Below are 21,863 nucleotides of genomic sequence, written 5' to 3' on the forward strand. Positions count from 1 at the left end.
TTTATGCCGTTAATCATACCGTGACCAACATCTTATTTATCAGTCATAGTATAGAGTGCAACGCGACAGCAGGTATGACGGGATTTAGCATGGTAAAGAACGTGGAGCCTCGCCAGACCTTGTGACGCACGCGAATGTAAGCAACGGCAACTTACGAACCTACGAACAACGACTACACGTCAGGTCGTGCAAGGCGACGTCCTCTGGCAGTACAGCCATATTGGGTCCAGCCATATTGGGCGCAACAGTGCGTACCTTGTCCTCCTCATTATCATTTTGTAACGAGCATAAGCGAATTAAATGACTCGATAATAGGGACGTAAATATAGGGACGTAAATAATGGCGCAACGGCGCTTTCTCTCCCAGAACCCCAGGCAAGCCTTCTCTGAAGGCAAGCTAAGCTGGGCCCTATTCTAAGTTTATATGGGTGAGCGGCTTCACGCGCAAGGTAATTTTATCAACACCGCCGCTGTATTTCAGCCGGTGGCGCGGAAACGATTATCGACGAGGTGCTAGAGCATCGCCAACAGTATGTCCTGCTAGCCACCAAGGCGCGCTTTTCGATTGGGATGGCCACAATGTCGTGGTCTATCGCACCATCATCTGATTCACGCCTGCGAAACCAATTTGCAGTGGTTGAAAACTGATTATATCGATCTCTATCAGTTGCATGAACGGGACGACATGACACCGCTCGAGGAGACGCTTGCCGTACTGGAGTACTTGGTAAACGCCAGTAAAGTGCGCCATGTGATCCGTCCAATTTTCCAGCTGGCATATTATGAATACGCTTAGCGTAAACGAGTTTTGGCGTCGGTGCGTCCGGTCAGTTAGCAAATCCATTCACCCTGCAGGTGCACGAGATGGAATATGAACTTTTGCCGATAACGTTGCTAATATGGAGTTAGCTGGTCGGCGTCTTGCTGTTGGGCAAATATCGTCGCGATCGCAAACCCGAAGGCAGGACCCGTCAACTGACCCGGTGGAACGAACCGCCGGTGAGTGACGAGGAAGCCCTCTGCTGCATCGTTGAGGAGTTGGGGCGATCGTTGACGATCGCGACGCGTCCGTAGCCAGCCTCCTCTGATTTATCTCTATTAGCATCAGACTCAAATCCGCTGTCGATCGCCTAGCGCCGGCGGATTTGTCGTTGATTGCACTCCATATGCACTCATCCCTGAGCAGAGAGATTTATACTTGGGGTATTCGTGTGTCCGCAATAACCAAAAAGGAACGTAATAATGATTCTCTCTGTTACCGGCGCCACCGCCGGCTTTGGCAAAGCTATTACCCGCCTGTTTATTATCAAGCAGGGGCATAAGGTTATCGGTACAGGTCTCAGGCACGCCTTGAGGAATTGCATCAGGCGCTTGGGCGTGACTTTTTCCCGCTGCGCCTGGATGTGCGCGACCGGACCGCTGTCACCGAACAGGTTGGTTAGTCTACCTGTTGAGTGGCGCGAAGTGGACGTGCTGCTGAATAACGCAGGTCGGCGCTAGGCATGGAGCCGGCGGCAATATTTATGGCGCCATCAAGGCTTTTACCCGGCAGTTCAGCCTGAACCTGCGCACTGATCTAGTCGGCATCCGTGTCATGATGACGGACATTGAACCGGGACTACTGAGGATGGATTTTCGTCGGTGCAATTCAAAGGGGATGAAGGACAGGTGGAAAACGCCTATAAAACGCCGACCCGCTCATGCCGGACGATATTGCCGGGCGTAAGGGCTGAAAAGTCCTTCGTCCGACTGTGACGCAGTTCGTCCCACCCAACGTGTCGGCACTCATCGTCACGTTGATCCAAAGTGCAATGACTGTTCGCGATGGATAACGAAGCCCGAATGACGGGAGGCATCGCTATGTGCCGGCACGAGGAAACGAATGCCTATATCACCAAACGCCCGTGCAGCCAACCGGGCAACCATCCGTGCCTTTGCGGCGCCACGTGAGCCGGCGCAGGTCAACGTCGCCAGGAAGGCCGTCGTCGGTAGACAGTGATAACCGTAAATCATGCGGAGCATTGCCGGTAAGAAGGCGATAACGCGGGTTATGCGGGGCGCGGCCGGTGGCGGTGGGTAGCATTAGCAACCCAACAAACACCGCGAGGATGAGCAGCAGCGCGCTACCGCCACACTTGACGTAGCAATAAGACGGATAGCAGCCAACGATTTCAGCGGCGGTGTTGGCTAAAGTACAGTAACAGGGTTTTTGTCATTCACGCTCCGTTTTCATCAACATCAAGTCGATTGTTGATGCTTCTGAAAGGGGTTGTGACGATATTATTGACTATCGCATGCATTTCAGCGCGTTCTGTTGCGCATGACTCAGAAGTGGTATGATATGAATACAATCCCGATGCAACGTTTGCTTGGCAGCCTGTTAGCACTTGGTCTGATGGCCTACGCCGACGCGGTCATTGCCAATACCACCCAACATATCGTTATCGATTCCAGCGATACCGCTCGGTCGCGGGAAGCGACTGGGCAGAGTCAGGAACATGGAATACCACCCATATGCTGCGTAACACAGTGAATACGCGTGTTGAAAAAGATGATCGCTACAATCAGGCGGTGGATCTGCAGGAGAAATGCAACAGCAGTCAGAACGTCGATGCCTATTTGGAGACTAATATCTCTCGTTGTCTGGACCGCTGCACGTGGCGTTCGTTGCTTACGCCATTAAGATCGTCTGATCAGGCGAATAGCGCCGGAGGTCAGATGGAGTGGCACTGCGAAAACGACACGCAGAAAACCGTCTACACCCGTCACGGATATGACGCGTCCAGTCCATGATACTTACCGGTGCCCCATTCCACTTCCGCGCGCTACTTTTCCTGTCGCGGGCGCAACCCGCGCGGCACAAGGCCAGCGGCGATGAGCGCGCAAAAAGCGATAAGCAACGAGACCCTGTAAACCCCATGTATCGATAGCGCCACCTGCTGCGCCATGTGCGTCAGCCCCGGGCCGCTATGGCCATGATGGGCGATGAGATGCTGCACGGGATCATCTATCCCGGGCAGCCTCCGCTGCAAATTCATATTCAACGTGGCGCCCAATAACGCCGTGCCCAGCGCCGATCCCACCATACGGGTAAAGACAGTTGAGGCGGTGGCGATGCCGCGAATTGCAAATGGCGCCTCGTTTTGTACCGAAACCAGAAAAGTGGTATTGCTCATCCCCATGCCCAGACCGATGACAAACGACGCCAGTCGGGCGGCGGCAATACTGCTCTGGGCATCCAGTCGCAGCAGCAACAGACTACCGGCCACAAGCAAAACCGCGCCGCACAGCGCCATCAGACGGTAAGAAGTGTGTATCATCAACCTGCCGCACAGCGTGCTTGCCAGTGGCCAGCCCAAAGACATTACTGCCAGAGTCCAGCCCGCCTCAAGGGTGCTCCCACCCAGCACTGCCTGAATATAGGTGGGTAAAAACGCGGCGATGCCCATCATCGCCGCGCCGATAATCAGTCCGCCGACGTTGCCGGCAATGATAACTTTGCTTTGCCACAGCGCCAGCGGGAACAGTGGCACGGGACTGCGCCGCTGTTCTCGTACCAATAGCACGGTGCTGATAACAGACAGCACCAGCAATCCAACGCGCCAGCGGCCCAGCTCACCGCCTTGTAACAACGCGACAAGCAGGCAACCGACCGCCAGTGTCATATAGGCGATACCGGCCATATCCAGCGATGGCGCGTCACGCCGGTGCGCCGCTGCCGGGAGATGGCGCGCCAGCAAACCCGTTGAGATAATGCCCAGCGGGACATTGACCCAAAACACCCCTGACCAATGATAGTGGCGGACGATAAACGCGCCCATTAGCGGGCCGATAATGGCCGACACCGCCCAGACGCTGGAAAGATAGCCTTGCAGGCGTGCGCGTTCTTGTTGGTTGTAAACATCGGCGATGATCGTAGTAGCGAGCGGCACGATAGCGCCTGCCCCCAATCCTTGAAGTGCGCGAAACAAAATGAGCGCCGGCATATGGCTTGCAAAACCACACAGTATGGAGCCGCTGAGAAACAGCCAGGTACCGACAAAAAACAACGGCTTACGGCCAAACATGTCCGCCAGGCGACCGTATATCGGTATGGAGATGGCCTGCAACAGCAGATAAATGGAGAACACCCAGCTCAGCAGCTGGAAACCTCCGAGGCTTGCAATAATATCCGGCATGGCGGTGGCGACGATGGTAACTTCCACCGCCGCCATAAACATGGCAAGTATACAGGCAACAAGTACCCAACCGCGCCGCAACGGCGCAGCAGTTGACGCCGGCATTTGATGCATATGTCCCTGATTGAGCGATTTGTTGTCCGCTGATTATAGCAGCCGACTCCCTGAGCAAACAGTCAGGTATTGACTGCCAATGTTAGTGTGCCATTGTACTGAGTGTTGCGTTCCGACCGCCAGCGGTGACAAATCAATAAATTTGACTAGATCCCACTGCTCCGCCTGCGTACCTAATTGCGACGCCGGCATAATGCGGTTGAGTGCGCTCAATATTTCGGCGTAGTGCGCCAGTCCCGGATTAATACGGTTGGCAACCCAGATCAATAACAGTGTCGTCGTTGAGAATGGCGCCGGCGGTCAGCATTGCATGGCTGATATAGCCCCGTTTAATGCTTATGATCAATGGCAATCTGCACCACGTCGTTACACCTACGTGCCGCCACGTACAGCACTTCAGCCATGGTCCAGGCGCAAAACTACGGCAGGTAGATCGGCACGCCGATATGGCTGCTAAGGACGTCCCATAGCGGCATATCGAAACTCGTACCATGGCACACGGTAAATGCGCCGGCAGTATTGATACGCCAAGACCTGCTGTCGCCAGACCGATGATGGTCATCGCTTCGCCTACATCCTATGTAATATTAAGGATCGATATTATAGCGCTTGAGAAGCAGAAGGATTTCATCATAGTATCGACCTTGCGGTCAAAAAAAGATGAACGGTTCATTAAAAGATGAACGGTTCATTTTCTAGCTGGCGCACTGCGATGCTTTCGCCCGCCACGCTGGCAAGCTGGTGATCTTGATGCACCACGGCGATGAGGGATTCACGTAACAGAAATTGATAGTTCAACGCATCCGGCAGCGGCATGTTGCGCATGATGCCGATATCCAGTTTGCTGGTCAGTAACAGTTCAATCTAATGCTTAGTATTGGTATCCACCATTTGGATACGCACATCGGGATGCTATTGACGAAACGCCAATAGGCTGGCTGGAAATGGATTTGATATTTGATAAAGGCACGGAAGCGGTAAAACTGATGGTAACCTATCCGAGTTCCCAGCGATGCACTCATGCTGCCAAGCCAGCCGCCTGATTGACCCGGATGATTTGCCACGCTTATTCTAAATTGTTGTCCAGCCGGCATCAGCCTGACATTACGGTTATTGCGCTCCAAAAGCAGCCTCTACCCCTGCTGTTCCAGGATCTGAATCTGCTGGCTTCATGGGAGTTGGGAGATGTAGGGCTTTTCGCGGCGCGGCCAAAATGCAACGTCTCGGCCACCGAGATAAAATAGTGCAAATGCCTAATCTCAATATTTTAAACATATCAATTATTATTCATATTTTAGACAAGAAGTGCCGTTTCTATCCTTGTTCACTCTTTCCGACGGCCTCATTGCCTGGCGCACCGACAACGCGTATCGCCCAGCCCGTAACTACTCAGTCCCGTTCGTGCAATTTATACAACTTACCTTGGCGTTGTTTTCCGCCGGTCTGGCTACCTTTAGTCTGCTCTGTTGTGTCCAGCCGATTTTGCCGGTGCTATTGGCTGATTTCGGCGTTTCTCCCGCCGCCAGTAGCCTTTTCGCTCGCTCGGTATCCACCGGTACGATGATGCTATGGTTGCTGTTTACCGGTCCCTTATCGGACGCGGTAGGCTGTAAATCAGTTATGGTGGTGTCGTTGACACTAGCCGCCAGTTTTACCCTAGTCAGCGCGTGTATAACTAGCTGACAGGCTATTCTCCTGACGTTGGCCTGTATCGGACTATTGCGCAGCAGCGTTGCCGCGGTGGCGATGACCTATCTTAGCGAAGAGATCCATCCCGGCGTGGTTGCCTTTTCCATGGGGCTGTATACCAGCGGCAACTCCATTATCGATTGCTCTCGCCACCGTAGCTGCTTAGCTAAGCAGTGGTGGGGGTGCTGTCTGTCATCTACCTGACCGGCTCTTGGAGTTCCCTCAAGCCGGTGCGCTTACCGCACGCACCAGCGGTTGGATTGGTCGTCGCGTGCGTAGCGCCAAAGGACAGGCCTCCTCGCTGTATTCGTTCTGTTTACCGTGCTCCTGCTCGCCGGCCTTATACGTCACCAAACGCTCGCGTCGGTTTCCGGAACTGCGCGGGTATGACGCTGAGAGGCTGCGGTGCCTGCACTGCGGGAATAGTGGAATTATGGCCTACTATCCTCCCAAAACATGTACTGGCCGCGCCGTAAACGGTTAGCTTTTCATGCTGCCGACCATGTCTTCCGGTCGAACCCATTCATCGAACTGCTGCTCCGTCATATACCACCACTTCAGTGCTGAAGCTTTAAGCGTCAGCCCCTCTTTATGTGCTTTCTTCGCGATCTCCGTCGCCTTGTCGTAGCCGATATGGGTATTGAGCGCCGTCACTAGCATCAGTGAGTCATTGAGCAACTGATCGATACGATCGCGGTTAGGTTCGATGCCGACCGCGCAGTGATGATTGAAACTGTTGATACCATCCTCCAGCAGGCGCACCGATTACAGGAAATTATGGATAACCATGGGACGGTAAGCGTTTAACTCGAAATTACCGGAGTCGCCGCCAATGCATCACCTGGCAACACAGCATGGTCATCGCTTCGCACTGGGTCGGATTAACTTTGCCCGGCATGATGGAGCTGCCAGGCTCGTTTTCCGGAATACTCAGCTCGCCGATTCCGCAGCGTGGACCGGACGTCAGCCAGCGCACATCGTGGGCGATTTTCATCATCGACGCCGCCAGTCCTTTCAGGGCGCCATGGCTGTGCAGACCTGTGTACCCACCGCGACCCAGCCGGATATTTCCTACCACAGCGTCAGCGGCGGGCGTCCTGGAGATGGGTTCGGCCGATTTTCACAATATCGTTAAAGGCGACGGCCTTCGCGGCGCTCGGCCGCCAGGAGAGTCAGCAGTTGTCATTGCCCGTTTTGGCGACAACATGCGCAAGGTGGCGGTGACTGAGGGCAACAAAGTCAGCTGCGCGATCCAATGCGGCTACTCGGTTACCGCCTGCTGGCTGGGAGTCTGGTGTCGGTGGTGGATGTGGTCAGCGATGGCGATATGGATGCGCTTATCGACGAATACGAATCGCGTTGTATCCTGACCTCAGCGGTGTAGACAGGGGTAACCGACACGAGAATTTGCTGGATGCGGCACGTATTGAGCTTTGGCTGAAGCGATTTTTGCAGCAGACCCGGCCGTACCATCAATTTTGAAAATCTGTGTGGATAAAGCAGTTGCCTGGACTAGCAGTACAGGGGCTTATGGAGCAGAGCTATGGCTTGTCGGCGGGGTGATCGGAAAACCACAATCTGCTGCGCATTGCAAAGCCATAGCGGCGGGACTGCCGGGAGGCACCCGTTTAATGATTATACTTATGGTGGTGTCGTACATGCTAGAAATCTGCCAGAACATCAGTGCCGTGGCATCGGTGGCAGTGGCTTCCGTTATCAATTTGGGCTCCTGTTTTTGCTTGCTGGTCAATGTGGTCGACACCATCGAACAGTCGTAAGCGTTATCCATTACATTTGCAGCGCCTGTATTTCGGTTCAGGCGCGCCGTGCCAGACTTTCCGCCGTTGCGCGACCTTATCTTGGCCGAATTGATGTCAACGTGGGTATTTCAGCACGGAATATATTACGAGGCTTATATTCTCTTCCCTAAAAGCGCAATACGACTGCCCACGATTATTTGCTGAAGTTTTATAAAGTAAACACATCTGAAAGTCTGTAAAAGCTGTTTGATCATTTAAATTATTCCCTGACTGATGATGCTGAAATTATTAACATGTATTGTGCAGCGGTTCATCGCTGCTCTGAATTAGCCGCCGTCGGACACTTGTTTGACTCGGATAGATATCGAAAGCGGTTTGGCAGTATGTGGTGTCGATGTCAGTCGCTATCACGATGCCGCTGGTATATCTTTGGTTTTGGTTGCATGCAGCACGCTGGCGCCTTGACGCGGCCGCCATTGCCAGTCTGCTCATCTTCGGAGCAATGTGGCTTTTCATCTTCTGGCTGCTTGCCTCCTGTTTCGCCGCTAGGAGTATTATGCGGCATCAAAACCTTCGCCGTTCCGATCAGCGATAATCTGGCGCTGCTGATGCTGTTTCCGCCTGTTCTGGCTGTGACGGTGTTGGTGACCCCATATCAAGCGCTCGCAACGCGTGCGTCAGACGTTTACCTTGCCCTGAGCTGGGCCGTATTCGCTCCGATAGGGCTGAATGGTATGCCAACGCTGATCAGACCGACCAAACCCGCTCCGCTACTAGCTCTCGGCGAAAGAGGCGCTGATGGCCGCTCAGCCTTCTTCTGCAGTGGGGTGTCGAACGCCCGCAAATCCCGGATAATGCTGTTTCTTATTTAGGTATGGCATGAATGGTTACCTGATGCTGTTCGTCGGCACCGTGCTAATGCACAACTTTGTGCTGGTCAAATTTCTCGGGCTGTGCCACTTTATGAGGATTACAAAAAGTGGAAGGCCTTGGCATTGGTATGACAACGACGTTCGTCATGACGCTAGCGTTTATTTACGCCTGGTTTATCAATGATTTTCCTGCTGTAGCCTGTCGCTAAATATTCCCTATCCGCGGACGTTGGCGTTCATTTTTATTATCGCGGTGATGGTGCAGTTTATCGAACTGGTGGTGCGTAAAACGAGTCCGGCCCTTTACCGAGCACTCGGCATCTTCCGTTGCGCCCTTCAACGTCAATGAAAACAACAATTTTCTGCAATCCGCTCTCTACGGTTTTGGCGCCGTCGCCGATTTCTCGCTGGTGATGGTCCTGTTTGCCGCGATCCGAAAACAGCTGGTCTGGCGGATGTCCAGGCTCTGTTTAAAGGCTCCTCTATCGCCCTGATTATCGCTGGGCTGATGTCACTGACCTTTGTGGACTTTACCCAGACTGGTGAAGGTCTGATGTTGACGTTCTGGCTGGCCGTCGCCGTCCTCAGCGTTCTGGTATTGGTAGCTGGCGCCCTGACTGCGCTTTGCCGCCCGTCGTTTTGTGTCGACGCCGATCCTGTGGTGGAGTGCATCGTGCCCTGCTTCCGCAAAGCCAGTGCGCCCAATGCGGCTATCCTGGCTCTTGTTTCCATGCTGAAGCAGTGGCCGGCAACGCCCCGATTAATAAATGTGTGCCGAGCGGCGAAACAGTAATGCCGAAAATCACCGCGCAGCTTGGCGTCGATCCTCAGCCGATGACAAGAAGATGGCGCCGCGCGGCCTGAATGGCAGGTAACCTGGACAAAGACACCTATATCGACTGTACCCAAATACATTCAGGCTAGGCCTGCCCGGTGAATGCGATTGTCGTCACCACTCGCGCCGTGCACACCGTGATCAGCGATTTATGCATAGCTGCGATCTTTGCCTCGCACCAAGAGTTGGAAGCGGCTCTGGGATTTCCATGGCAGCATCCATCCCCCCACGAGATGAAAGGCAGTCCAGTGGCGTGGCACTTAAATCGCTTCCGCTGACCGACAAGCTGATTATCCCTCTGAAACAGCATTTGGGCCCGGATGGACGTCCTGCGTGGTCAACTTTTGATCGCCGGCAGTGGCCGAACTTGCTGGCGCATACCCCTACCTCCGGTGCCATCGCGGTGATTATGCCGCACCGCACCGTACAGCACATCGGGCTGAGTTGGCGGGGTGAGCGTTATTTTGTTATCTAACGGCGACGACCGCTGGGGTAGTGCGTTAGCCCATAACGAATTTCCACCAATGTCCGCCGGAGCGGCGCGGGCTTTCCCACCGCAGCCAAACTTAGCGGCGGAATGTCAGGAGTAGAAACCCTTATAATCAACGACGCCGAATGCAAGCTCTGCATCTACCGCCGACAATCGGCTCATCATGAACACATACGCCGCAACTGCAGCGCCTGCTGCTTGGCGTAGAGGGCGACAAAACCCGACGCAATTACCATCTCCAAAGCTGCGCTTCCGGACAGCTCGGTCGAGGAGTTGCGGGGAATTCCCACCCAATATCTTTCCGGTGGTGCCAAGTAATTACCAAAATTCTGACTGGCAAAGAGGTGCCCATATTCAACACCGGTAAGCGACCCGCTCACTCACGCTGACTTTTCGTCAGCCGCACAACCGATCGTTATTATTGGTTAGCCATTAATAGGCTTCATCTTACCGGTGCTTAACGTGTCGGTGATCAAAATCAGTAACTACCTGCTGGTGCCGTCTGAGCCGGAACAAAGCTGTATCTATTGCAGTCGGTGCGCAGATCCCATCCGGCCAGCCTTCTGCCGCAGTACTCTCTATCGGCTCAACCACGACAAGAGCACGATAAGGCCTGCAGTACCACCTGATTGTATTGAATGCGGCGCCTGCGCCTATGTCTGCCTCAGCAATATTCCGCTAGTGCAGTATTACCGTCAGCAGAAAGCCGGAATCCGCACGCTTAATGATGCGCGCAGTGCAGGCCAGAGCGCGCTATAGCGGCGCGAGCGCGAAAACAGCAAACGGCTCGCCAGTTACACATCAGTAGGTGACGCTGAAACTCGACGCCGCCGCTATCGCCCGGGTTAAAGTCCGGCGACAAGTGGCCCAAGCAACCGCGCTGCGAAACCACCCGGCCGGCAGCTGACGACGACTGCGCCAAAAGTGACGCCGTCATGAAACTGATGCCGCTGCAGCCCCACGAGCGGAAAGCCACACAGCCGGCGCGGCGTCACATCCTCAACTTGACGCATGTTGCCGCCGCGACCACAATTTCGTCTGAAGAGGAGCAGATGGCGTTTGGAATTGCAAGCCCCCCTTACCTATAATCGACAAACCACACGACAAATCACGATTCAGGTCATACTGCCTGCCTGCCGGGATGCGCGGTCATTCAGTCTTCCTGATCGACAGCATGGCACTTATTCTTTACCTGCGCCGCGCTGGACGATTTGACACTCTCCCAACTGTGCGCCATCGTCGATGATGTCTCGCTCGGGCAACCCCTCTCTAAAATCGGCCTGCGGAGACTAGCAGGTGAACGCGGAATGAACCTACAAGATGGCTTTACTGGATGAGCTATATCTGATCTGTCGGCAGGTAATTAGCTGGCATATTCCAGCGTCCTTGCCACCATCCTGATTTGCACCTAGGCGCGCGCATATAGCTATCGCTAAGGTAGGATGTTAGAGACAATGAGGAAGCACGGCATAACACTTATCGTATTCACCACCCTGGCCATCGGGCTGACGGCGCTGGTCAACAGCATGACTACCAGCGCCATTAAACAGCGGACGGCCAGACAGAAGATGCAATTGTTCTATCAGGTGTTGCCGCCGAATCTCTATAATAACCAACCATTGGACGAGTGTTATGCGGCGGCTGTGGAGTCCACCGCACTAGATGGCTATTCCGGCGCCATCGAGTTGCGGATGGCAATGTCTTTAGGTGCTCGGGTAACACACCATCATGAGACGCTGAGGCTGGGCGACAAAATCGAGCTGTTTCGGATTGAATCACCCACTTTAGTGGCGAAACCGTGCGCTTTGATAATGACAAGAGTTGGGCGATAAAGAAAGACGGTGGTATATTCGACCAGTTCACTGACGCCACCATTACTCCGCGATCAGTGGAAAATGGCATGAAACGCACAGCCGGGTTTTTGAAAAAGAACCTTAACGCACTGGCGCAGATGCCACGACTCGAATTAGAGCCTGCTACCGCGCTGGTGCTGGTTTGCACTCATGCCGCGGTATCGGGCCTGCGTCGCTGGATCCACGAAGAAATCCGCATTCCCATTTATGTAATGATTATCGCCTCGTTGGTCTCAACGGTACAGATGCTTATTAACGCCTATGCATTTAGCCTTTGTCAATCTCCTCCCCATCGTCACTAATTGCATCGTCATCGGATTGACGGAAGCCTATGCCTCGCAGTGCCGCCGTCGCTGGTGCGCTGGACGGCTCGCCATCGAACTGGACTCAATTTGCACGTTACTCCTGCTCGGCACCCTGCGTGAGCTGCTCGATAACGACACGTTGTTCGATGGTGCCGATCAACTGCTGGACGGCTGGGCGCGCATGCCTCGCATCGAGGTGTTTTATACCAACACGCCGTTTTTGCTGATTTGCTAGCGATCGCCCGGCGCGTTTATAGGACTTAGATTTATGTTGGCGGGAAAATACCTTATCGATCAACGCATGAAAGTTAGACAACCAAAGCCGACCAGACCGGCAGTGCTACAGCGGGGACAATCGTTAGCCGATGAATAAAACCAAGCGTTATGACATGCTTTGCCGCCTACAGGCCAACAATCCTCATCCCGCCACCGAGTTAGAGTACCGTTCGCCTTTCGAGCTGTTAATCGCGGTACTGCTCTCGGCACAGGCCACAGATATCAGCGTCAATAAGGCCACACGCCTGTTATTTCCAGTGGCCAACACGCCACAAGCCATGCTTGCGCTGGGGGTGGACGGCGTCAAAAGCTATATTAAATCGATAGGACTCTTCAACAGCAAGGCGGAAAATATCATTAAAACCTGTCATCTGCTGCTAGAACTGCATCAGGGGGTAGTACCCGAGGACCGCGCTGCGCTGGAAGCGCTGCCTGGCGTCGGGCGCAAAACCGCCAATGTCGTGCTGAATACCGCTTTTGGCTGGCCGACAATAGCCGTGGATACCCATATTTTCCGCGTCGCTAACCGTACCCGTTTTGCAGTTGGCAAAGACGTGGAGGCGGTGGAGGAAAAGCTGTTGGCCGTTGTACCGAAAGCGTTTCAGGTCGATTGTCACCATTGGTTTGTTCTGCACGGCCGCCATATTTGCACAGCCCGCAAACCGCGCTGCGGCTCCTGTCTGATTGAAGATCTGTGTGAGTACGATCAAAAACATTATCCACCATAACCCGTCTTTGTCGACCTGCCCATTCATGATATAGCACTGGTAGTAGCCCTGACGCGGACATTGGTGGGCTGGTCAGGCAGACAGTGGGTGACGACTCTTGACGCCGATCGCCACACCTATGCCTATTTAAGGCGCCGTTGCGGAAAGCTGCTTAGGACTGAGGGCAGAATGACATCGTTGTCTCTGAACCCTTGACAATGGGCGGCAAGTACATTTCACGTACGATGTGTCCCGTCTGTCTGATTAAGGGCACAACAATCTTGTTAATCGTTTTTATCTCATAGGTAGCTAATGTTAGTTTCGCTTGATAATTATAAATCTAGCAGCATAAAAAACCGATTGTCTTGTGGCTGCATTATATTTTATGCTTCGCTGGGATTGCATTATGCAACAGCATTAAAATCTTCCGAACGACCGAGAAAGGATGTTTAGCCGTTCGCCTCTTTAAAACGATACGTGTGGAATAATGATGCCGATATCATCACCCACGACAATTTTGCAGGCTAAAAAGCAGAATGAAAAACGAGGTCATTGTGTCAACTGCAAACCAACCAACCACAGAACCCCGCGTGACCATCAGCGCGTTCAAGCAACCGAAATCGTTCTATCTCATTTTTTCTATCGAACTGTGGGAGCGATTCGGCTACTACGGCCTACAGGGTATACTGGTTGTTTACCTGGTAAAGATGCTGGGCCTGTCGGAATCCGCCTCCATTACCTTGTTTTCGTCCTTCAGTGCCCTAGTGTATGGCTTTGTAGCCATCGGCGGCTGGCTGGGCGACAAAGTGCTCGGTACCAAACGCGTCATCATTCTTGGCGCTCTAGTGCTCACCATGGGTTACAGCATGGTGGCCTGGTCCGGTCATGAGGCCTTCTGGGTTTATCTTGGTATGGCCACCATTGCCGTCGGCAGTGGTCTGTTCAAAGCCAACCCGTCTTCCTTGCTGTCAACCTGCTATAAAAAAGGCGATCCGCGCCTGGACGGCGCCTTTACCATGTATTACATGGCCATCAACATCGGCTCGTTCCTGTCGATGCTGGCGACGCCTTGGCTGGCGGCACATTACGGCTGGGGCGTGGCGTTCTCATTAAGCATTGTCGGTATGCTTATCACGCTGCTGAACTTTGTGTTATGCCGCGGCTACGTGAAAGATTACGGTTCAGCGCCAGATTTTGAGACGCTCAACGGGGCGCGTCTGCTAGCGGTGATTGCCGGCATTCTGGTGCTTATCCCCGTCTCCACCTGGCTATTGCATCATCAAGACATCGCGCGTATAGCCATCGGTGCGGTGACGCTCGGCATTTTACTGGTTTTCGCCTATGAAACCCTGCGTCTTGATGGCGTGTCGCGGCGCCGTATGTTGGCCGCGCTCATCATGATGCTAGAGGCGGTAGTCTTCTTCGTGCTCTATAGCCAGATGCCAACCTCCCTTAACTTTTTCGCTATCCATAATGTTGAAACCTCGCTGCTGGGACTGAATTTTGAACCTGAGCAGTTTCAAGCGCTGAATCCTTTCTGGATCATGCTTGCCAGCCCATTACTGGCGGCGGGATATAATCGCCTGGGGGATCGCCTGCCGATGCCGCTCAAGTTTGCCATTGGTATGGTGCTGTGTTCGCTGGCCTTCCTGATGCTGCCGCTGGGTGCGCATTTCGCCAGCGCAGCCGGCATGGTATCGGTTTATTGGCTCATTCTGAGCCATGCGCTGCAAAGCATTGGTGAGTTGATGATCTCCGGACTCGGTCTGGCAATGGTAGCGCAGCTGGTTCCGCAGCGTTTGATGGGGTTCATCATGGGTGCTTGGTTCTTAACCACCACTGCGGCGGCGATTATCGCCGGCTTTGTCGCCAACTTATCCGCGGTACCGTCCGACGTGAGTGATGCGCATTATTCTTTGCGGGTCTATAGCCATGTGTTTATGCAGATAGGCATCTGCACTGGCGTCATCGCCGTGCTGATGCTGGCGTTCGCGCCGAAGCTTAACCGCCTGGCGCGAGCGGACGGTGCGGCGAAACCGGCTCAAAAAGCATGATACCGGTGACGCAGGGCGGAGTATAATCGCTCGGTCCGTATCACAGCAGCTTGAGGCATCTATTACCGCTATTCCTTCCAATCTCCGTTAGAGTACGTCCTGGCATTACGCAGCCGGTCCACTAGCCATGCTGGGTGTGGTTAAAACTGCACGGTATTGACGCATGACCGCAAATCACACGAGACTGGATAGAGAACATTCTTACACATCTTCGACCTGCGGCCGTCACACAGAAGAAAGGAGTCCAAAGTCCCCTACTGGAAATCCTGCTACTGCCAGTTGAGCAGGCAGTAGTGTTTTTTGCCCCGGCGCAGCAGAGTGTAACGGCCATACAGCCTATCGGCATCGTTAAACACATACTCCGGAGATGCCTGTTTTTGGCCGTTTACCGACACTGCGTTGGAACTGATCATGGTACGGGCCTGGCCGCGCGACGGCACCAGTTCAGCCGCCACCAGCGCCTGCTGTAAATCCGCGCCGCGCGCCAGGGCGATCGTCGGTATGCCGTCCTGCGCCAATTGAGCGAAATCCTCCTCGGTCAGGTCCGCCAGCGTACAGGTGAACAGGCTAGCGGTAATGCGCTTCGCCGCCGCCAACCCTTGCTCGCCGTGAACCATGCGAGTGACCTCTTCCGCCAGCATGTATTGGGCGCGAGGGGCTTTGTCGCTAGAGCGATCCTCTTGTTTCAGCGCCTTAATAGTGGAAAGCGATAGGAAGGTGAAGAATTTCAAGAAGCGATACACCTCGCTGTCGGAGGTATTAATCCAAAACTGATAAAACTTATAGGGACTTGTCTTGCTGGGATTCAGCCACACCGCACCGCGCTCGGTCTTGCCGAATTTTGTACCGTCCGCTTTGGTAATAAGTGGCACCGTCAGGCCATACACCGTGTTTTGGTGCAGCCTGCGCGTCAAATCGATGCCGGAAGTAATGTTCCCCCACTGATCCGAGCCACCAATCTGCAGCACCACGCCATACTGCTTGTTCAGGCAGGCAAAATCGTAGCCCTGCAATAAATTATAAGAGAACTCGGTAAAGGAAATGCCGATATCATCGCGGTTCAATCGTTGCTTTACCGCTTCTTTGTTGATCATCTGATTGACGGAAAAGTGCTTACCGATATCGCGCAGAAAGGTCAACACGTTCATCGAGCCAAACCAATTATAATTGTTGACGGCGATAGCGCTATTTTTGCCACGATCAAAATCGAGGAACGGTGATATCTGGCGTTTGATTTTTTCCACCCATTCCTGGACGGTTTCAGCGGTATTAAGCTTACGCTCGGTCGCTTTGAAGCTGGGGTCGCCGATAAGCCCGGTAGCTTCCCCCACCAGCACCACCGGACGGTGGCCGGCCAATTGAAAGCGTTTGAGACACAGCAAGGGCACCAGATGTCCCACATGCAAGCTGTCGGCGCTGGGATCGAAGCCGCAATATAGCGCGATCGGCCCAGCTGCCAACCGCTCGGCCAGCGCCGTCTCGTCAGCAACCTGGGCAATTAGGCCCCGATCTTGCAATTGTTGCATTAGGTTACTGTTTGCCATCAAAAACTCCATGATCAAGAAAAGAGAAAGGACACCGCGGCCGAGCTGGTTTTCGCTATTGCGCCAGACCCTGTCCTTAAAAACGTTATCGTGGCACCGGCGACTCGGTGACAGCGCCAACCGTTCCGACTAGGGCGCCAGCCGATCAATATGCCAACCGCCCTCTTCACGCCGATAGAGAAATCTGTCGTGCAAGCGGTGTTCACCGCCCTGCCAGAATTCCATTACATCAACAGTGACACGATAACCGCCCCAGAAGCTGGGCAGTGGCACCTCGCCATGAGAAAATTTCTGTTTCAACTCTAGAAACTTACTTTCTAACATGCCGCGAGCGGAGATCCGGCTGGATTGCCGCGAAACCCATGCGCCTATCTGGCTGTCGCGCGGGCGGTTGTGAAAGTACTTCATCACCTCGATGACCGAGAGTAGCTCCGCGCGGCCCAGCACCAGAACCTGCCGCTCCAGCGCATGCCAGGGAAAGTGCAGGCTGACACGGGGGTTATGTGCTAAATGCGTAGCTTTTCGGCTGCGGAGATTGGTGTAGAACACCATACCCTGGCTGTCGAAATGTTTAAGCAATACCAGCCGCTGGTACGGCTGACCGTCTTCGTCCACGGTACCCATACTCATGGCAGTGGCATCGGGAAGTTGCGCGGCGCAGGCTTGCTTGAGCCACTGCTCGAACAAAGCCATAGGCTCAGCAGTTAAATTAGCGCGACACAACCTACCCAGTGTATATTCCCTGCGCAGGGCAGCAATATCAATTGAATATTCAGTCATAATTTGCTGAAAAGGCGGTAATGAAAGCCGTTATTGTGCGCCGTGACGCTGAAAATCTCAATCATTTACCTGTCGCTGCGCTGGATGTCACAATCATTGACGATGATTGTGTCTTACTTTGTTCAAAAACGCCCCTCGCTCTTCAACTACTAGAAGCTGTGTTGTCCATCGCTATAACTGGCGCCGGAAGCGGTGGCAACCTGTGGCAAACTCGGCTGTTGGTTGTCAAGGATAATAATGCAAGATTTCTGTTTGCGCGGATCGTCGGATTTCGCATCATCCTGATTTCCTTTTATAATTTATGCAGGACCGTCAGAGGCCGGTGAGCGCACGGCGTGCCTCTCGCTGGCAAGGGGCATTCAACACGCCCCGCAAGAGCAGCGGATGTTTACGCCGCCGCACAACAGCGCCTGCTGCGCGATAGTCCGCGCAGTCAGCTCCGCCAGCGTCGCCTGCACGTCCTGGGCGGCAATTGGGCTAAGACGCGCCAGATGGATCTCCAACCGGCCGAGATTGAGACAATACACGAAAATATGCTGCAACAGCTCCTGATTACTTGCCTACTGTTCCCTCATCGGCTGTCATGGTTATAAGGCGCTTACGGTACCGAAAAGTCTAGGCGTCTAGCATATATTGCCAGGGCCGATGTCATAGCTGCGGATCGGCTGGCCTGGCAGCAACAATGACAGATTGGCGATATTGTCGACGCTCAACACCATGCGTCGTTCCTGGGGATGCGCCAGCAGTGCGTGGTAAACGCCGGCACAAGCGGCATCCATGGCCCCAGCGCTATATCGTGCAGGCGAAACACCCACGGTAAGTGATCCCTGTCATGGTGGCAACGCGGCTATTATTCACGATTTGCAGAGTGAAGGGCGCAGCGCTGTTCGGCCCATGCCAGCGGTTTAGCCGTGACAAATGATAGCCGTCACCTTGTGCGACGCCGTTCCGGGTCTGCCGTAATAAACTTAGCGCTGTCTCGACGAACAAGATGCCAAGCTGGGTGTCCAAGTCCGAACTGCTAAGCGATTACCGCCTGGCCCTGGTACATCACCAGGATCTGCTGTTTGATGAGCAGCTGGATCGGATGCTAATAGCGGGCCTGCTGCACCACAGTCTGCTCATCAAATGCCCATCCTCATTCCCCCTCCCTTGTGCGGAAATGCAATAAAGGATAAGCTACCCCGCTTGGAAGTCATGAAAATTCACGCAAAACACTGGGTTTATACTGATTAAGCATATTAGCACTTAGTGTTACAATATTTAAATAAACAAACTATCTTAGTTCATTTATTCGCAGTTTATCTTTTTGGATATAATTGCCCGTAGCCTCTGCGCGTTACAGAGCAGTTACACAGGCGTATGAAGTTTTAATTGATTATCCGCTTCTGTCATGGGTTGCCTCGCGGAACGGCATGTTAACTGGAGTTTTATGATGAAACGTTTGATCGTGATGGTCCTGATCGGTATGACGCTGGTGGGTTGTACAAATAACAGCACGCTGTCCGGCGATGTTTATTCCGCCTCTGAGGCCAAGCAGATTCAAAGCGTGACGTACGGTACCCTTGTCATGGTACGACCGGTGCGGATTCAGGGCGGTGAAGACTCCAATGCCATAGGTGCTATCAGCGGCGCAGTACTTGGCGGGTTCTTGGGGAATACCATTGGTGGTGGCAGCGGCCGCAGCCTGGCCACAGCGGCGGCCGCCATTGCCGGCGGCGTGGCCGGTTCAAGCGTCGAAGGCGCGGTAAACCTGGCCCATGGTGTAGAGCTTGAAGTGCGTAAAGACGACGGTAGTACCATCGTGGTAGTTCAAAAACAAGGAAATACCCGCTTCAGCGTAGGGCAACGCGTGGCACTGACTAGCAACGGGCGCACCACCACCGTTTCACCGCGTTAATTTCCTGCACCCAACAAAAACCGGCCCAGGGCCGGTTTTTGTTCGCGTCAGTGCCGTGGACGTAACGAATCAAGATCTGTTATATAGCTCCAGAATATTTTTTTCCAATTTGGCAATCATACTGCTCAGCAACTGAATCTCCTCCTGGCTAATGCCGTTGAGAATTTCATCTCGAGTGCTATCGATAACATCGTTCACTTCTTTAATAATAGGGTCAGCAGATTCGGTTAGTTTGATCCGCTTCGCCCGGCGGTCATTGGTGCAGGTGTGCCGAGTGATAAGCCCTTTTTCTTCGAGCTGATCCAATGTCCGAACCAACGATGGCTGTTCGATGCCGATAGCCTTCGCCAGTTGAATCTGAGACTGCTCAGGGGGTAACTGGCAAATATTATGTAAAGTGATCCAATGTGTCTGTGTGAGTTCTAAAGGCTTTAAGCGGTGGTCAATTAAAGCGCGCCATACTCGAACAAGTCGCGCTAAATCTGATCCTAATGGCGATTCCAATTCTCTCTCCTTATGATTAAGCTTGCTCCCTGGATTCCCCTCCATCCTAATGGGCGCATGAGCAAATTACAAATATATATACCCATAACCTAAGCATTATGTAGAGATCGATGTAAGCGGCATGTTCTTCTTTAATAAAAATTGGACATCACATACACGCGCCGTTTGCGACCGACTTTCAAGATCCGGTCGGGAACGCAGCGTTCCGCCCCACGGATTCCCTGATGGTTTAACGCGGAAGCCAACCCAGTCGCCTTTCACGCTGACGAGCTGGACGGTTGTACAGTTTATTCATAACTGCAACATTATTATGCCACATACGTAGTTTATTGTTAATAAGTTAAATAAAGATGCAACAAATATCAATATCCCATGTATTCAGCGGCATATTTAAATATATAAATAAATATTTAATGAATTATGAATAACAACAACTTCATGGTTATTTTTTAGCCAATTATCACCAAAATTCGCTGGCCAGTTATTTTTACCGAGCGTACCTGCAAACTGCGCTAACGAGTGACATTGAACCGGTTTCACCTCGCAGGCTATACTGGCGCCTCTTCACTTAACATGGCCGCACAGACTGTATGGCTTAAGGGGACATTATGCGTTTATTACGCACCATGCTGCGGATAAGCGATTTACAATGCTCCACCGATTTTTACACCAAAGTCCTTGAAATGCGATTGCTGCACACTAGCGAAAATCTGGCAATATATGTTGCGTTCGTAAGGTATACCTCCGAGGGAGAAGGCGCGGTCATCGAACTGATCTATAACTGGAGCGCGGAGAGTTACGCTTGGGCAGCGCCTTTGGGCATATCGCCTTAGGCGTGGACAATACGGCGGCCGCCTGCGAACGTATTCACCAGACTAATGGCAAAGTAACCCACGAAGCCGGGGCCGGTGAAAGGGAAGCTGCCGTTATTGTCTTTCTTGAAGATCCGGATAGTTATAACGAACTGGTTGAAAACACGCCGGTCAAGGCGTCGACAATAAGGCGTCGACAATTAGGCAACGTACGCGTGGTTGGGATCTGCGGGTTCACAGCCGGTATTCCGCGCCACGTGGCATAACTCGCCATGCAGACCGCGCCAAAATTTGCCATAATGGCGACTGAATTCGCTGAACATAAGAACTGGCATGGCTGAAATAGACGATCTGAACACCCTTCGCGCCCGCTTTCGCGGCTTTTATCCCGTTGTCATTGATGTGGAAACCGCGGGATTTAACGCCGAGACTGATGCCCTGCTAGAAATCGCCGCCATCACCCTAAAAATGGATAATGATGGCTGGCTGCACGCCGACAACACCCTGCATTTTCACGTTGACCCTTTCCCAGGCGCGCAGCTGCAGCCGGAAGCGCTGGCCTTCAACGGTATCGACCCGCACAACTCCCTGCGCGGCGCGGTGACCGAATATGAAGCCTTGCATGAAATCTTCAAACTGGTACGTAAAGGAATTAAAGAACAGGACTGCAACCGTGCCATTACAGTCGCCCACAATGCGGCTTTTGATCATAGCTTTCTCATGGCTGCCGCCAGTCGCGCTGGCCTGAAACGCAACCCTTTTCATTCCTTCGCCACCTTTGATACGGCGGCGCTCAGCGGGCTGGTGCTTGGCCAGACCGTGCTGGCAAAAGCCTGTGGCGTCGCCGGCATTGCCTTTGACAGCGGTGAAGCGCATACGGCACTCTATGACACCGAACGTACCGCAACCCTGTTTTGTGAATTGGTCAACCGCTGGAAGCGTCTAGGCGGCTGGCCGGTCGCACTATCCACCGCGGATGACGCCGAAGAAGAGGCTTGCGCCGCGCAGGATCGCGTGAACCCCTCCATCGATCTATAAACACTGCTACGCCGCAGGTCACCTGCGCAGGTAATGCTAGGGTTTAGCGCTCGCAGGATACCACCTGCCCGCCACGGGGTGTCTGTGGACTGTATTGCGCCCTGGCGCTTGAGGGGTCCTAGCGAATGCCGGGCGATGACGTCCGCACTGCC

The 21,863-nt window shown here is 53.4% G+C and carries 25 protein-coding genes and 8 pseudogenes; 22 read left to right on the forward strand and 11 right to left on the reverse strand.

Features of this window, described 5'->3' with window-relative positions; genetic code table 11:
• Positions 1-565: 565 nt before the first annotated feature.
• From GPOALKHO_RS02595 to GPOALKHO_RS02610, 4 genes and pseudogenes are all read left to right on the forward strand, one after another.
• Positions 566-796 (forward strand): aldo/keto reductase, encoded by a 231-nt coding sequence (locus GPOALKHO_RS02595; protein WP_406702849.1) that lies wholly within the window; start codon positions 566-568, stop codon positions 794-796.
• A 446-nt stretch (positions 797-1,242) separates the two neighbouring features.
• A pseudogene (locus tag GPOALKHO_RS02600) lies at positions 1,243-1,686 on the forward strand (SDR family NAD(P)-dependent oxidoreductase); the annotation flags it as partial.
• A gap of 655 nt (positions 1,687-2,341) precedes the next feature.
• Positions 2,342-2,533 (forward strand): hypothetical protein, encoded by a 192-nt coding sequence (locus GPOALKHO_RS02605; RefSeq protein WP_406702851.1) that lies wholly within the window; start codon positions 2,342-2,344, stop codon positions 2,531-2,533.
• Positions 2,530-2,793: a DUF1283 domain-containing protein gene (locus GPOALKHO_RS02610; protein ID WP_406702852.1), complete on the forward strand. Its 264-nt coding sequence runs from the start codon at positions 2,530-2,532 to the stop codon at positions 2,791-2,793. The genes GPOALKHO_RS02605 and GPOALKHO_RS02610 overlap by 4 nt, the downstream gene beginning before the upstream one ends.
• Before the next feature lie 32 nt (positions 2,794-2,825).
• Here GPOALKHO_RS02610 and GPOALKHO_RS02615 read toward each other — a convergent pair whose 3' ends face one another.
• The 3 genes from GPOALKHO_RS02615 to GPOALKHO_RS02625 form a co-directional block, all read right to left on the reverse strand.
• Positions 2,826-4,292 carry an MDR family MFS transporter gene (locus tag GPOALKHO_RS02615; protein ID WP_406702854.1) on the reverse strand — a complete coding sequence of 489 codons (1,467 nt, stop codon included), beginning with the start codon at positions 4,290-4,292 and terminating at the stop codon, positions 2,826-2,828.
• Positions 4,293-4,325: 33 nt separating this feature from the next.
• Complete coding sequence (locus GPOALKHO_RS02620; protein WP_406702856.1) at positions 4,326-4,559, reverse strand: hypothetical protein; 234 nt, start codon at positions 4,557-4,559, stop codon at positions 4,326-4,328.
• A 405-nt stretch (positions 4,560-4,964) separates the two neighbouring features.
• Positions 4,965-5,117, reverse strand: coding sequence for a hypothetical protein (locus GPOALKHO_RS02625; RefSeq protein ID WP_406702857.1), 153 nt, complete (start codon positions 5,115-5,117; stop codon positions 4,965-4,967).
• Between the two features lie 519 nt (positions 5,118-5,636).
• On the opposite strand from GPOALKHO_RS02625, the pseudogene GPOALKHO_RS02630 reads away from it, so the two are divergent.
• Positions 5,637-6,116 (forward strand): annotated as a pseudogene (locus GPOALKHO_RS02630) (MFS transporter); the annotation flags it as partial.
• A gap of 345 nt (positions 6,117-6,461) precedes the next feature.
• Here GPOALKHO_RS02630 and GPOALKHO_RS02635 read toward each other — a convergent pair.
• Positions 6,462-7,129: pseudogene (locus GPOALKHO_RS02635) on the reverse strand (lyase family protein); the annotation flags it as partial.
• A 107-nt stretch (positions 7,130-7,236) separates the two neighbouring features.
• Between GPOALKHO_RS02635 and GPOALKHO_RS02640 the strand changes: the two are divergent.
• The 8 genes and pseudogenes from GPOALKHO_RS02640 to GPOALKHO_RS02675 all read left to right on the forward strand — a co-directional run bounded on the left by GPOALKHO_RS02640 (position 7,237) and on the right by GPOALKHO_RS02675 (position 10,697).
• Complete coding sequence (locus GPOALKHO_RS02640; RefSeq protein WP_406703525.1) at positions 7,237-7,365, forward strand: hypothetical protein; 129 nt, start codon at positions 7,237-7,239, stop codon at positions 7,363-7,365.
• 49 nt (positions 7,366-7,414) lie between these two features.
• A complete protein-coding gene (locus GPOALKHO_RS02645) occupies positions 7,415-7,759 on the forward strand; it encodes a hypothetical protein (RefSeq protein WP_406702859.1) in 345 nt (114 codons plus the stop codon).
• Between the two features lie 179 nt (positions 7,760-7,938).
• Positions 7,939-8,132, forward strand: a pseudogene (locus GPOALKHO_RS02650) (Hha/YmoA family nucleoid-associated regulatory protein); the annotation flags it as partial.
• Positions 8,133-8,268: 136 nt separating this feature from the next.
• A complete protein-coding gene (locus GPOALKHO_RS02655; RefSeq protein ID WP_406703527.1) occupies positions 8,269-8,613 on the forward strand; it encodes a hypothetical protein in 345 nt (114 codons plus the stop codon).
• Positions 8,614-8,635: 22 nt separating this feature from the next.
• Positions 8,636-8,962 (forward strand): annotated as a pseudogene (locus GPOALKHO_RS02660) (Rnf-Nqr domain containing protein).
• Positions 8,963-9,279: 317 nt separating this feature from the next.
• Positions 9,280-9,477 carry a (Fe-S)-binding protein gene (locus tag GPOALKHO_RS02665; RefSeq protein ID WP_406702861.1) on the forward strand — a complete coding sequence of 66 codons (198 nt, stop codon included), beginning with the start codon at positions 9,280-9,282 and terminating at the stop codon, positions 9,475-9,477.
• A 224-nt stretch (positions 9,478-9,701) separates the two neighbouring features.
• Positions 9,702-9,923, forward strand: coding sequence for a hypothetical protein (locus tag GPOALKHO_RS02670; protein WP_406702863.1), 222 nt, complete (start codon positions 9,702-9,704; stop codon positions 9,921-9,923).
• Positions 9,924-10,400: 477 nt separating this feature from the next.
• A complete protein-coding gene (locus GPOALKHO_RS02675) occupies positions 10,401-10,697 on the forward strand; it encodes a hypothetical protein (protein ID WP_406702865.1) in 297 nt (98 codons plus the stop codon).
• A gap of 86 nt (positions 10,698-10,783) precedes the next feature.
• On the opposite strand, the gene GPOALKHO_RS02680 is transcribed toward GPOALKHO_RS02675, so the two are convergent.
• Positions 10,784-10,951, reverse strand: a complete 168-nt coding sequence (locus GPOALKHO_RS02680) for a hypothetical protein (RefSeq protein WP_406702866.1) — start codon at positions 10,949-10,951, stop codon at positions 10,784-10,786.
• Positions 10,952-11,380: 429 nt separating this feature from the next.
• Here GPOALKHO_RS02680 and GPOALKHO_RS02685 point away from each other — a divergent pair.
• The 4 genes and pseudogenes from GPOALKHO_RS02685 to dtpA all read left to right on the forward strand — a co-directional run.
• Positions 11,381-11,895: pseudogene (locus tag GPOALKHO_RS02685) on the forward strand (FMN-binding protein); the annotation flags it as partial.
• Positions 11,890-12,469 (forward strand): annotated as a pseudogene (locus tag GPOALKHO_RS02690) (Rnf-Nqr domain containing protein). The pseudogenes GPOALKHO_RS02685 and GPOALKHO_RS02690, both read left to right, overlap by 6 nt.
• Entirely contained in the window at positions 12,462-13,100 is a 639-nt protein-coding gene (gene nth / locus GPOALKHO_RS02695; RefSeq protein ID WP_406702868.1) for an endonuclease III, read from the forward strand. Before GPOALKHO_RS02690 ends, nth begins: the two are co-directional and overlap by 8 nt.
• Positions 13,101-13,633: 533 nt before the next feature.
• On the forward strand, positions 13,634-15,133 hold the full coding sequence (dtpA, locus tag GPOALKHO_RS02700; RefSeq protein WP_406702870.1) for a dipeptide/tripeptide permease DtpA: 1,500 nt from the start codon (positions 13,634-13,636) through the stop codon (positions 15,131-15,133).
• A gap of 269 nt (positions 15,134-15,402) precedes the next feature.
• Here dtpA and tyrS read toward each other — a convergent pair whose 3' ends face one another.
• Both tyrS and pdxH read right to left on the reverse strand, forming a co-directional pair.
• Positions 15,403-16,677 carry a tyrosine--tRNA ligase gene (gene tyrS / locus GPOALKHO_RS02705; RefSeq protein ID WP_406702871.1) on the reverse strand — a complete coding sequence of 425 codons (1,275 nt, stop codon included), beginning with the start codon at positions 16,675-16,677 and terminating at the stop codon, positions 15,403-15,405.
• A 129-nt stretch (positions 16,678-16,806) separates the two neighbouring features.
• A complete protein-coding gene (gene pdxH / locus GPOALKHO_RS02710; protein ID WP_406702873.1) occupies positions 16,807-17,457 on the reverse strand; it encodes a pyridoxamine 5'-phosphate oxidase in 651 nt (216 codons plus the stop codon).
• Between the two features lie 20 nt (positions 17,458-17,477).
• On the opposite strand from pdxH, the gene GPOALKHO_RS02715 reads away from it, so the two are divergent.
• Positions 17,478-17,783, forward strand: coding sequence for a hypothetical protein (locus tag GPOALKHO_RS02715; RefSeq protein ID WP_406702874.1), 306 nt, complete (start codon positions 17,478-17,480; stop codon positions 17,781-17,783).
• 33 nt (positions 17,784-17,816) lie between these two features.
• Here the strand turns inward: GPOALKHO_RS02715 and GPOALKHO_RS02720 are convergent, their stop codons facing one another.
• From GPOALKHO_RS02720 to GPOALKHO_RS02730, 3 genes are all read right to left on the reverse strand, one after another.
• Positions 17,817-17,999 (reverse strand): anhydro-N-acetylmuramic acid kinase, encoded by a 183-nt coding sequence (locus GPOALKHO_RS02720; RefSeq protein WP_406702875.1) that lies wholly within the window; start codon positions 17,997-17,999, stop codon positions 17,817-17,819.
• 81 nt (positions 18,000-18,080) lie between these two features.
• Entirely contained in the window at positions 18,081-18,236 is a 156-nt protein-coding gene (locus GPOALKHO_RS02725) for an anhydro-N-acetylmuramic acid kinase (protein WP_406702876.1), read from the reverse strand.
• A 10-nt stretch (positions 18,237-18,246) separates the two neighbouring features.
• Positions 18,247-18,468, reverse strand: coding sequence for a hypothetical protein (locus GPOALKHO_RS02730; protein WP_406702878.1), 222 nt, complete (start codon positions 18,466-18,468; stop codon positions 18,247-18,249).
• On the opposite strand from GPOALKHO_RS02730, the gene GPOALKHO_RS02735 reads away from it, so the two are divergent.
• Both GPOALKHO_RS02735 and GPOALKHO_RS02740 read left to right on the forward strand, forming a co-directional pair.
• Positions 18,449-18,628, forward strand: coding sequence for a hypothetical protein (locus tag GPOALKHO_RS02735; RefSeq protein WP_406703528.1), 180 nt, complete (start codon positions 18,449-18,451; stop codon positions 18,626-18,628). The two genes, GPOALKHO_RS02730 and GPOALKHO_RS02735, sit on opposite strands and share 20 nt — an antisense overlap.
• 261 nt (positions 18,629-18,889) lie before the next feature.
• Positions 18,890-19,357, forward strand: coding sequence for a glycine zipper 2TM domain-containing protein (locus tag GPOALKHO_RS02740; RefSeq protein WP_406702880.1), 468 nt, complete (start codon positions 18,890-18,892; stop codon positions 19,355-19,357).
• A gap of 69 nt (positions 19,358-19,426) precedes the next feature.
• On the opposite strand, the gene slyA is transcribed toward GPOALKHO_RS02740, so the two are convergent.
• The gene (gene slyA, locus GPOALKHO_RS02745) at positions 19,427-19,861 is read right to left on the reverse strand and encodes a transcriptional regulator SlyA (RefSeq protein ID WP_406703346.1); all 435 of its coding nucleotides are present in this window, start codon (positions 19,859-19,861) and stop codon (positions 19,427-19,429) included.
• Between the two features lie 608 nt (positions 19,862-20,469).
• Between slyA and GPOALKHO_RS02750 the strand changes: the two are divergent.
• Positions 20,470-20,837: pseudogene (locus GPOALKHO_RS02750) on the forward strand (VOC family protein); the annotation flags it as partial.
• 169 nt (positions 20,838-21,006) lie between these two features.
• Positions 21,007-21,711: a ribonuclease T gene (gene rnt / locus GPOALKHO_RS02755; protein ID WP_406702882.1), complete on the forward strand. Its 705-nt coding sequence runs from the start codon at positions 21,007-21,009 to the stop codon at positions 21,709-21,711.
• The last annotated feature ends 152 nt before the right edge of the window (positions 21,712-21,863 follow it).

It is taken from the genome of Sodalis sp. (in: enterobacteria) (assembly GCF_036327475.1).
Classification (GTDB): domain Bacteria; phylum Pseudomonadota; class Gammaproteobacteria; order Enterobacterales; family Enterobacteriaceae.

What these genes read in the sequence shown, in the direction of transcription:
- GPOALKHO_RS02625 (WP_406702857.1), bottom strand. Translation starts at nt 5,117, where the DNA reads ATGCGCAACATGCCGCTGCCGGATGCGTTGAACTATCAATTTCTGTTA.
- GPOALKHO_RS02680 (WP_406702866.1), bottom strand. Translation starts at nt 10,951, where the DNA reads ATGCGTCAAGTTGAGGATGTGACGCCGCGCCGGCTGTGTGGCTTTCCG.
- pdxH (WP_406702873.1), bottom strand. Translation starts at nt 17,457, where the DNA reads ATGACTGAATATTCAATTGATATTGCTGCCCTGCGCAGGGAATATACA.
- GPOALKHO_RS02740 (WP_406702880.1), top strand. Translation starts at nt 18,890, where the DNA reads ATGATGAAACGTTTGATCGTGATGGTCCTGATCGGTATGACGCTGGTG.
- GPOALKHO_RS02725 (WP_406702876.1), bottom strand. Translation starts at nt 18,236, where the DNA reads ATGGATGCCGCTTGTGCCGGCGTTTACCACGCACTGCTGGCGCATCCC.
- tyrS (WP_406702871.1), bottom strand. Translation starts at nt 16,677, where the DNA reads ATGGCAAACAGTAACCTAATGCAACAATTGCAAGATCGGGGCCTAATT.
- GPOALKHO_RS02605 (WP_406702851.1), top strand. Translation starts at nt 2,342, where the DNA reads ATGAATACAATCCCGATGCAACGTTTGCTTGGCAGCCTGTTAGCACTT.
- GPOALKHO_RS02735 (WP_406703528.1), top strand. Translation starts at nt 18,449, where the DNA reads ATGCCAAGCTGGGTGTCCAAGTCCGAACTGCTAAGCGATTACCGCCTG.
- GPOALKHO_RS02715 (WP_406702874.1), top strand. Translation starts at nt 17,478, where the DNA reads ATGAAAGCCGTTATTGTGCGCCGTGACGCTGAAAATCTCAATCATTTA.
- GPOALKHO_RS02615 (WP_406702854.1), bottom strand. Translation starts at nt 4,292, where the DNA reads ATGCATCAAATGCCGGCGTCAACTGCTGCGCCGTTGCGGCGCGGTTGG.
- nth (WP_406702868.1), top strand. Translation starts at nt 12,462, where the DNA reads ATGAATAAAACCAAGCGTTATGACATGCTTTGCCGCCTACAGGCCAAC.
- rnt (WP_406702882.1), top strand. Translation starts at nt 21,007, where the DNA reads ATGGCTGAAATAGACGATCTGAACACCCTTCGCGCCCGCTTTCGCGGC.
- GPOALKHO_RS02640 (WP_406703525.1), top strand. Translation starts at nt 7,237, where the DNA reads ATGCGGCTACTCGGTTACCGCCTGCTGGCTGGGAGTCTGGTGTCGGTG.